Source organism: Nocardioides sp., from assembly GCF_051876515.1.
GTDB lineage: Bacteria > Actinomycetota > Actinomycetes > Propionibacteriales > Nocardioidaceae > Nocardioides.
This window is the reverse complement of the sequence record NZ_JBJEHY010000139.1, coordinates 1-9,658: the sequence shown is the minus strand read 5'-3', so window position 1 is coordinate 9,658 and position 9,658 is coordinate 1. Positions and strand designations below refer to the sequence as shown.

General features: G+C 71.9%; 8 protein-coding genes. 6 read left to right on the top strand and 2 right to left on the bottom strand.

Annotated features, from left to right (window positions below):
- Positions 1 to 1,799: FAD-dependent oxidoreductase (locus ACI379_RS10495; protein WP_439792028.1), on the top strand; the 1,799-nt coding region annotated here is incomplete at its 5' end.
- 9 nt (positions 1,800 to 1,808) lie between these two features.
- Entirely contained in the window at positions 1,809 to 2,345 is a 537-nt protein-coding gene (locus tag ACI379_RS10490; protein ID WP_439792027.1) for a GNAT family N-acetyltransferase, read from the top strand.
- 7 nt (positions 2,346 to 2,352) lie between these two features.
- On the opposite strand, the gene ACI379_RS10485 is transcribed toward ACI379_RS10490, so the two are convergent.
- Complete coding sequence (locus tag ACI379_RS10485; protein ID WP_439792026.1) at positions 2,353 to 2,913, bottom strand: TIGR03086 family metal-binding protein; 561 nt, start codon at positions 2,911 to 2,913, stop codon at positions 2,353 to 2,355.
- 51 nt (positions 2,914 to 2,964) lie between these two features.
- Between ACI379_RS10485 and ACI379_RS10480 the strand changes: the two genes are divergently transcribed.
- From ACI379_RS10480 to lepA, 3 genes are all read left to right on the top strand, one after another.
- On the top strand, positions 2,965 to 3,807 hold the full coding sequence (locus ACI379_RS10480) for a helix-turn-helix domain-containing protein (RefSeq protein WP_439792025.1): 843 nt from the start codon (positions 2,965 to 2,967) through the stop codon (positions 3,805 to 3,807).
- Positions 3,804 to 4,721, top strand: coding sequence for an aminoglycoside phosphotransferase family protein (locus ACI379_RS10475; protein WP_439792024.1), 918 nt, complete (start codon positions 3,804 to 3,806; stop codon positions 4,719 to 4,721). The genes ACI379_RS10480 and ACI379_RS10475 overlap by 4 nt, the downstream gene beginning before the upstream one ends.
- A gap of 146 nt (positions 4,722 to 4,867) precedes the next feature.
- A complete protein-coding gene (lepA, locus tag ACI379_RS10470) occupies positions 4,868 to 6,742 on the top strand; it encodes a translation elongation factor 4 (protein ID WP_439792029.1) in 1,875 nt (624 codons plus the stop codon).
- Positions 6,743 to 6,745: 3 nt separating this feature from the next.
- Here the strand turns inward: lepA and ACI379_RS10465 are convergent, their stop codons facing one another.
- Positions 6,746 to 7,846, bottom strand: coding sequence for a DNA glycosylase AlkZ-like family protein (locus ACI379_RS10465; protein ID WP_439792023.1), 1,101 nt, complete (start codon positions 7,844 to 7,846; stop codon positions 6,746 to 6,748).
- A 129-nt stretch (positions 7,847 to 7,975) separates the two neighbouring features.
- Between ACI379_RS10465 and ACI379_RS10460 the strand changes: the two genes are divergently transcribed.
- Positions 7,976 to 9,658, top strand: a 1,683-nt coding sequence (locus ACI379_RS10460) for an AMP-dependent synthetase/ligase (RefSeq protein ID WP_439792022.1), incomplete at its 3' end; no start/stop codon positions are given.

Here is a 9,658-nt window from a genome sequence, read left to right as displayed (position 1 = left end):
GTGTCCTCCTGGAGCCCGGGGACGCCTTCTACGAGGCCGAGCAGATGCGGCGCCTCGGCGTGGCGTGGCGCTCGGAGCTGGCGCCGCACTACGCCACGGCCGCGAGGATGCTGGGGCGGATGACGAGCCCGCTCACCGGTGTTATGGACCAGCACCTGCGCGCGACCGCCGCGTCGGTCGGCGCGGAGGACACCTTCGGTCCGGTCCCGGTCGCCATCCACTTCGGCCGCCCCGGCGTCACCGAGCCGGACCCCTTCTTCGGGGGCGACGGGCCCGAGCGGACCGGCTGCCGGCTGTGCGGGGAGTGCCTGCTGGGGTGTCCGTACGGCGCGAAGAACCAGCTCACCCGCAACTACCTGCACCTGGCCGAGGGCCGTGGCGCCGTCATCCGCCCCGAGACCGAGGTCGTGGGGCTGCGGCCGCTGCCCGAGGGCGGGTACGAGGTGCACACCCGCCACCCCTGGCGTCGCGGGGAGGAGCAGAGGTTCACCGCCGCCCGCGTCGTCCTCGCCGGCGGCGTGCTGGGCACCGTCGAGCTCCTCCAGCGCGCACGCGACGAGGCCGGCACGCTGCCGCACGTCTCGCCCACGGTGGGCCAGCACGTCCGCACCAACTCCGAGGCGATCACCGCCGTCCTCGCCCCGCCGGGTGAGGACCTGTCGGTCGGCCCGACGATCTCGAGCTCGTTCCACCCCGACCCCGGGACCCACACGACCCTCAACCGGTACATCGGCGGCTGGCACATGCGTGCCCAGCTCGGTCCGCTGGTGGACGACGAACGGCCGCCGCGCCGCGCCGCACGGGTGGCGGGCGCCCTCGCGCGCCACCCGCTGGCGCAGGCGCGGCTGGTGGGGGCGAAGGACCTGCTGCGCCGCCTGACGGTGCTGACCACGATGCAGGACCTCGACAGCGAGCTCGCCCTCGAGCTCACGCGGGGCCGCCTGGGGCGTTCCGCGCTGCGTTCCAGGATGGCGACGGGTCAGCGCCCGCCCAGCTACCTGGAGGTGGCGAACCGGGTGACGCGGGCGTACGCGCAGGTCTCGGGCGGCCGTCCGCTGAACCTGCTGGGGGAGTCGGTGGCCGGCCTGTCCGTCACGGCGCACGTGCTGGGAGGCGCGGTGATGGGGACCGGGCCGCACGACGGGGTCGTCGACGCCGACCACGAGGTCTTCGGCCACCCGGGCCTGTACGTGGCCGACGCGAGCGTCATCCCCGCCAACCTGGGGGTCAACCCGTCGCTGACCATCACGGCGATGGCGGAGCGGTTCGCCTCGCGGTTCCCGCCGCCCGCCCCCGACCCCGTGCCACTGCGCAGCACCCGTCCCTCGTCCCCTGGAGCCACCGTGACCGACACCGTCCTGTCCCTGCGCCGTGCCTGGTCCTCGCTCGAGGTCGTGGACCTCGACGCGCTCGAGGGCGACTGGGAGGCCGAGTTCGTCGCCCCGCTGCGCAGGGTGGCCCCGGCCGGGCTGGGGCTGATCGGCCTGCCGCGGTGGTTCGGCAAGCGCTTCACCTCCGGCGCCCGGGGCGTGGTGGGCGTCAACCTGCTGCGTCGTGGTGCGGGGGAGGAGCTGGCCGAGACGCTCCCGATGGAGGTGGCCGCGGAGCCGTCGTACTCCGACTCGGCCCCGTGCGTCGCGGTCTCCTACCCGTCCGGCTCCCGCAGGCCGTGGCCGTGGGTGCGCGACGAGCTGCGCAGGCGGGACGAGGACACCCTGGTCGGCATGACGTACGTGAACCTGCCGGGGCTGCGGGCGGCCGGCGGCACCCCGTTCCTGCTGCGGCGCCGGCGCGGCTAACGTGGCGTGATGCCCCTGCTGGTCCCGCCCGCCGCCGCCGTGCGGCACTCGTTCCTGGCCGCCGTCGACGAGCTGGTCGCCGAGGGCCGCGCCGGGGAGGGCAGCATCCTGGGACGGTGGATCGACGGGTACGCCGAGGTGTGGCGCAGCCCGGACGGGTTCGACGCGTTCCTGTCGTACCTGGCCGCCGACGCCCTCGAGGAGACCCCGCGCCCGGACGGGCTGGTGCGGCAGAGCACGTGGTGGTGGGTGGACGGCACCGAGTACGTCGGTCGCATCAGCGTGCGCCCCGACCTGGGCAACGAGTTCCTGCGCACCAAGGGAGGCCACGTCGGGTACGAGGTCCGGCCCTCACGCCGCAGGGAGGGGCACGCCACCGCCATGCTGCGTACGGTCCTGCCGCACGTGCGCGCGCTGGGCGTGGACCCCGCCCTGGTCACCTGCGACGCGGACAACGTGGCCTCGCGCAAGGTGATCGAGTCAGCGGGTGGCCGCTACCTGGACTCCCTGGAGGAGAAGGTGCGCTTCCACCTGCCGACCCGGTGAACCGGTCTCAGGACCCGGCCGGTGCCCACCCCGGGTCCCGGCCCACGAAGCCCAGCAACCGGTCCCACCCCGACGCCTCGTCAGGGACGGCGACCTCCGGCCCGCAGATGCCCTCAGCGCGGATCGCGGGCCCCCAGCTCTCGGCCGTACGCCGCCACGCGGCCGCCTCCTCGTCGTCGAGGGGCCACGGCTGGTCGCTGGCGCGGGCGACGTCCCAGCCGTGCACCACGAGGTCGAAGCCGTAGAAGTCGGCCATCGTCCCGCCGATCGTGGTGGGGCCGAAGTAGCCGTCGTAGGCGCGCTCGGCGACGCCCGGCTGGTCCAGGACGGCGGCGACGGCAGCGCTGTGCTCGCCCCAGGCGCCCGCCAGGTCGTCCAGTGCCGGGCGCTGGGGGAGGGCGACGTCGTGCCCGAGGAGGAAGTCGCGCTGGGTGTCGAGGACGTGGGCGACGACGTCGCGCACCGTCCAGCCGGTGCACGGAGTCACGGCGCCCGGCTCGGCGCCGGGCAGGACGGAGCCGAAACGGTCGGCGAGTCGCGTGTAGTCAGTGGTCGTGGTGGAGGTCATGCCCCGACGCTAGGAGCGGGAGTGTCACCGGGTCTTGCAAGAATCCGACGCATGACCCCGGACCCGTCGCTGCGTCCGGTGGACCCGGTCGACCGGGCCCACCTGACCGGCGCCTCGCGACCCTCGCCGCCGATCCACCGCTACCTGCCCTCGGCGGGGCTGGCCGACCTGGTCCAGCGCTACTGGATCCCCGTGTGGTCGCTCGAGGAGCCGAGCAGCCAGAGCACCCTGCAGCACCCGGTCTGCCTGCTGGTGGTCTCCACCACCTACGCCCGCTTCTACGGCGTGGTGCGGGGCCTGTCCACCGTCACGCTCGAGGGGACCGGCTGGGCGGTCGGGGTCATGTTCACCCCCGCCGCGGGCGCGTTGCTGCTGGGAGGGTCGGTGGAGCCCCTGGCCGACGGGTACCGGGACCTCACTGACCTGGCGCCCGGCGACCCGTTGCGCCGCCTGGTCGCCGACGATCTCGTCGGCCGCGTCCGCGCCGCGATGCGGCCCGACCCCTCCGCGCCGACCTCCCACGCAGCGGCGATCGCCCTCGTCGAGGAGCGCCTGCGCGACGTCGAGGTCGACCCGGACGGGCTGCTGGTCAACCGGGTCGTGCAGTGGGTCGTGGACCACCCGGGAACCACGCGGGTCTCGGAGGTGGCAGGCGCCTTCGACCTCAGCGAGCGGAGGCTCCAACGGCTGGTCCGGGCCCGGGTGGGGATGTCGCCCAAGTGGCTCATCCAACGGCGCCGCCTGCACGACGCCGTACTCCGGCTCAAGGAGGGTGAGGTGTCCCTGGCCGAGATCGCGGTCGAGCTCGGCTACAGCGACCAGGCCCACTTCACCACCGACTTCCGTACCGTCACCGGCATGACGCCCGGCGAGTACCTCGCGGACCAGCGGTGAGTGGCTGGACGGTGCCGGCCGAGCTGCGGGCCCGCACCCGACGCGGCGCACCGTGGTTGGAGTGGCTCGACCGGCTGCCCGCCCTGGTCACCGGCCTGCTCGCCGAGTGGGAGCTGCGTCCCGACGGCGCCACGATGCACGGCTACTGCTCCGTGGTCCTGCCCGTACGCCTCGCCGACGGCACCGCGGCCGTGCTCAAGGTCGCCTGGGACGCGGACGACGAGGGAGCCCTGGAGCACCTCGCCCTGACCCGCTGGGCGGGCAGGGGAGCGGTGGAGCTGCTGCGCGCCGATCCCCACCGTCGGGCGCTGCTCCTGCGCCGCGTCGGCCCCGACGACCTGGCGGACCACTGGGACGTCGAGGCGTGCGAGGTCGTCGCGGGGCTCTACCAGCAGCTCCACGTGCCGGCCGGTCCGCAGTTCGTACGGCTCAGCGGCACCGTCGCCCGGTGGGAGCGGCAGCTGGCCGACCTGCCCCGCTCCGCCCCGCTGCCGCGGAGGATGGTCGACCACGCCCGGTCGCTCGCGCGGGCGTTCGCCGCGGACGGCGCCACCGACGGGACGCTGGTCCACACCGACCTCCACCACGCCAACGTCCTGGGTCGCGGCGCAGAGTGGGTCGCCATCGACCCCAAGCCGCTCTCGGGCGACCCGCACTGCGAGCTCTCGCCGATGCTGCTCAACCGGTTCGACGAGCTCGCGGGAGACGTACGGGGCGGCCTGCGCCGCCGCTTCGAGACGCTCGTCGACGGCGCGCTGCTCGACGAGGACCGGGCCCGGGACTGGGTGATCGTGCGGGTGATCGCCAACGCGGGGTGGACGATCGCGGAGGCCACCGGGGCCGGGCGCGGCCTCGAGGTGGACGAGCAGGAGTGGATCACCCGCTGCATCACCGTCGCCAAGGCCGTCCAGTAGGCCGCGGTGCCCCCGGCGGCGGTTGAGCATCGGGGCCCGGTACGTGGGAGAATGGCCGTTCGACCGTGCCTGCCCGCGCCGCCGGTCCGCAGCACCACGCTCCGCACCACTCCGACGGCCCCGTAGACCGAAAGACCACCGTGTCCCTGAAGAACGCCCCGAAGCCCGGATCCACCGACCCGTCGCAGATCCGCAACTTCTGCATCATCGCCCACATCGACCACGGCAAGTCGACGCTGGCCGACCGGATGCTGCAGCTGACGGGGGTCGTCGACGAGCGAGCGGCGCGCGCGCAGTACCTCGACCGGATGGACATCGAGCGCGAGCGCGGCATCACGATCAAGTCGCAGGCGGTGCGCCTGCCGTGGACGGTGACGGAGGGCAACGAGGAGGGTGCCGAGCCTGGCACGTACATCCTCAACATGATCGACACGCCCGGCCACGTCGACTTCACCTACGAGGTCTCGCGCTCGCTGGAGGCCTGCGAGGCCGCGATCCTGCTGGTCGACGCCGCCCAGGGCATCGAGGCCCAGACGCTGGCCAACCTCTACCTGGCGATGAACGCCGACCTGCACATCATCCCGGTCCTCAACAAGATCGACCTGCCCAGCGCGAACCCCGAGAAGTACGCGCTCGAGCTCGCCAACCTGGTGGGCTGCGAGCCCGAGGACGTGCTGCGCGTCTCCGCCAAGACCGGCATGGGCGTCGAGATGGTGCTCAACGAGGTCGTCAAGCAGACCCCCGCCCCGGTCGGCGTCAAGGACGCCCCGGCCCGCGCTCTCATCTTCGACTCCGTGTACGACACGTACCGCGGGGTGGTCACCTACGTCCGTGTGGTCGACGGGGAGCTCAACCACCGCGACCGCATCAAGATGATGTCGACCAACGCCACCCACGAGCTCCTCGAGCTCGGCGTGATCAGCCCCGAGCAGGTCAAGGCCGACACGATCGGCGTCGGTGAGGTGGGTTACCTCATCACCGGCGTGAAGGACGTCCGCCAGTCCCGCGTCGGTGACACCATCACCACCCAGCACGGCGGCGCCACCGAGTCGCTGGGCGGTTACAAGCACCCCAACCCGATGGTCTACGCGGGCCTGTACCCGATCGACGGCGACCAGTTCGGCGACCTGCGCGAGGCGCTGGAGAAGCTCCAGCTCAACGACGCGGCCCTGACGTACGAGCCCGAGACCTCCGGAGCGCTGGGCTTCGGCTTCCGCTGCGGCTTCCTCGGCCTGCTGCACATGGAGATCACCCGCGACCGCCTCGAGCGCGAGTTCAACCTCGACCTGATCTCGACCGCGCCCAACGTCGTCTACGACGTCGTGATGGAGGACGGCACCACGTACGAGGTGACGAACCCCAGCGAGTTCCCCGAGGGGAAGATCGGCGAGGTCCGCGAGCCGGTCGTGCGGGCCACCATCCTCGCGCCGTCCGACTTCATCGGCACGATCATGGAGCTGTGCCAGACCAAGCGCGGCAACCTGCTCGGGATGGACTACCTCTCCGAGGACCGCGTCGAGATGCGGTACACGCTGCCGATGGGCGAGATCGTCTTCGACTTCTTCGACCAGCTCAAGTCGCGCACCAAGGGCTACGCCTCGCTCGACTACGAGCGCTCCGGCGACCAGGCCGCCGACCTGGTCAAGGTCGACATCCTGCTGCAGGGCGAGCCGGTCGACGCGTTCAGCGCGATCGTGCACAAGGACGCCGCCTACTCGTACGGCGTGATGATGGCCTCCAAGCTCAAGGAGCTCATCCCCAGGCAGCAGTTCGAGGTGCCGATCCAGGCCGCCATCGGCGCCCGCGTGATCGCCCGCGAGAACATCCGCGCGATCCGCAAGGACGTGCTCGCCAAGTGCTACGGCGGTGACATCAGCCGCAAGCGCAAGCTGCTGGAGAAGCAGAAGGAGGGCAAGAAGCGCATGAAGATGGTCGGACGCGTCGAGGTCCCCCAGGAGGCCTTCGTGGCCGCGCTCTCCACCGGCGGTGGGGGCACCGAGAAGGCCACCGGCAAGAAGTAGTCCTCAGGCGCGGCTCACCGTCACCTCGGTGACCCTGATGCCCAGCGCCGTGCTGAGGTCCTGCACCGGACCCTCCAGCTCGCCGGTGCGCGGGCGGCGGGTGCCGGCAAACCAGTGCACCTCGAGCGGGCGACGCCTGGCGCTCCCCATGGCCCGCCAGAAGCCCGTGATGCGCCCGTCCACCAGCAGCGGGGAGAGCACCTGGCCGTTGGCGGAGTGCCACAGCGCACGGTGGTGCTCCGGCGTCACGAAACGGGCGCGGGCCGAGGGTTCGTACGCGCACAGCAGCGCGTCGAACTCCGGCAGCAGCCGCACGCCCGGCAGCGCCACGGGCCCGGGGGAGTCGGGCAGGTCGACGTAGTCGCGTCCGTCGGGGCCGGGCACCGGGTCGAGGCCCACCTCGGCCAGGGCGGCGTCGACGACACGCAGGCCCACGCCGGACCACCAGGCCAGGTCGTGGCGCGAGGCCGGACCGTGCGACCGCAGGTGCAGGCGCACGACCTCAGCCATCGAGCGGCCCGGGGCGAGGCCCGTCAGGGCGCGGGCGGAGCGGTACTCGGGGCGTCCCTGTCCCTCCCAGGCGCCGTTGACCGGACGCCGGACGAGACCTCCGTGCCCGAAGAGGAGGTACCGGCCCTGGGCGCCGGCCAGGCGGTCCGCCGCGTCGTCGAGCCCGCGTGCGCGCAGCCAGCCCGTCTGGTGCTCGGCGAGCTCGTCCACGGAGCGCCACGCGGTGCCCGTGTGCTGCTCCACCGCCGCCCACAGCGCCTCGACGGTCGCGTCGTCGACGCCCAGCACGCGGCGCCAGGTCGAGCGCTGGCCCAGCGACGTCGGGTGCTGCAGGAGCGCGAACTGCTCCGGGGTCGCGGTGTGGACGGTGCCGCGCACGGTGCTGCCCCGGACCAGCGCGCTGCTGGTGAAAGCCGCGGCGATCTCCTCGCGGGTGGTCCCGCTGCGACGCGCGGCGATGCCCAGGTGGGTGGAGCGGGCCGTCTGGGTCTGCAGCGGACCTGTGCGTGCCACGAGGGAGGCCACGTCGCCGGCGCTGGCGGAGAACTGCCGTGCCAACGCGCGTCCGGCGAGTTCCTCCCACGTCCAAGCCATGGATCGAGCCTATTCGGGCCGCTGGAGGGGTCAATCTGGTCCGATTCCTACCGATGCGTAACTCCGTGATCTAGGTTACTCCCAACAGAGCCGGTCAACGGCCCCGTTCAACTTGGGAGAGCAGCAACTGTGACGACTCGCACGATCGACCACTCGTTCCTCGACTCGATGCCGGCCAACGTCGCCGTACAGTTCCTCGAACGCGTCGAGAAGTCGGGCCCGCACGAGGCGTTCCGCTTCCCCGTGGACGGGGGTGCGCGCTGGGACTCGATCACCTGGACCGAGGCGGGGCAGGTCGTCACGGAGTGGGCCGCCGGCCTCATGGAGCTGGGCATCCAGCCCGAGCAGCGCGTCGGCATCGCCTCCACCACCCGCTACGAGTGGTGTCTGGCCGACCTCGCGGTGATGTGTGCTGGTGCCGCCACCACGACCGTCTACCCGACCACCAACGAGGAGGACACCGCGTACATCCTCGCGGACTCCGAGTGCCACGTGGTCTTCGCCGAGGACGACGAGCAGATCGCCAAGCTGCGTGCGCGCAAGTCCGAGCTGCCCCACGTCTCCAAGGTCGTCACCTTCGACGGCACCACCGACGGTGACTGGATCATCAGCACCGACGAGCTCGCCGAGCTGGGCCGTGCCCACCTCGCCAAGGAGCCCGACTCGGTCGTCGAGCACGCCCAGGCGATCCGCCCGGACCAGCTGGCCACCCTGATGTACACCTCCGGCACGACCGGCCGCCCCAAGGGCGTGCGCCTGTCGCACCGCGCGTGGGTCTTCGAGGGCGAGGCGATCCGCGCTCAGGGGATCCTGTCCGAGGACGACCTGGAGTTCCGCTGGCTGCCGCTGAGCCACTCGTTCGGCAAGGTGCTGATGGCCACCCAGATGGCGTGCGGCTACTCCTGCGCCATCGACGGCACCATCGAGAAGATCATCGACAACCTGGCCGTCGTGCAGCCGACCTTCATGGGTGCGGCCCCGCGCATCTTCGAGAAGGCTTACAGCAAGATCGTGATGATGCAGGAGGCCGAGGGCGGCATCAAGGAGAAGCTGTTCAACGCAGCCTTCGCCGCCGGCCTCCAGGCCCGCGCCCTCGAGCGTGAGGGCAAGCCGGTCCCGGCGTTCCTCGGCTTCAAGCGCAACCTGTTCGACAAGATCGTCTTCTCCAAGATCCGCGCCCGCTTCGGTGGTCGCGTGCGCTTCTTCATCTCCGGCTCCGCCGCGCTCAACTCCGACATCGCCGAGTGGTTCGACGCCGCCAACATCGTGATCCTCGAGGGGTACGGCCTCACCGAGACCGCGGCCGGCTCGTTCGTCAACCTGCCGTGGGACAACCGCATCGGCACCGTCGGCCCCGCGTTCCCCGGCAACGAGGTCCGCATCGGCGAGAACGACGAGGTGCAGCTGCGCGGCCCCAGCATCATGGAGGGCTACCACAACCTCCCCGAGGAGACCGCCGCCGCGTTCACCGAGGACGGCTGGTTCCGCACCGGCGACAAGGGCTCCCTCGACACCGACGGTTACCTCGCGATCACCGGCCGCATCAAGGAGCTCTTCAAGACCTCCGGCGGCAAGTACATCGCCCCGCCGATGATCGAGGCGAAGTTCAAGGCCATCTCCCCGTACGCGAGCCAGTTCCTGGTCTTCGGCAACGAGCGCAACTACTGCGTCGCGCTCATCACCCTCGACCCCGACGCGCTCGCCGGATGGGCTGCGGAGAACGGCAAGAGCGACCTGTCGTACACCGAGCTGGTCAACTCGCCCGAGGTGCAGGCGCTCATCGGCGGCCACGTCGACGAGATGAACAAGGGC

Excerpts from the sequence above, each read along its gene's own strand:
- ACI379_RS10480 (WP_439792025.1), top strand. The coding sequence starts at position 2,965 with ATGACCCCGGACCCGTCGCTGCGTCCGGTGGACCCGGTCGACCGGGCC.
- ACI379_RS10490 (WP_439792027.1), top strand. The coding sequence starts at position 1,809 with ATGCCCCTGCTGGTCCCGCCCGCCGCCGCCGTGCGGCACTCGTTCCTG.
- ACI379_RS10485 (WP_439792026.1), bottom strand. The coding sequence starts at position 2,913 with ATGACCTCCACCACGACCACTGACTACACGCGACTCGCCGACCGTTTC.
- ACI379_RS10465 (WP_439792023.1), bottom strand. The coding sequence starts at position 7,846 with ATGGCTTGGACGTGGGAGGAACTCGCCGGACGCGCGTTGGCACGGCAG.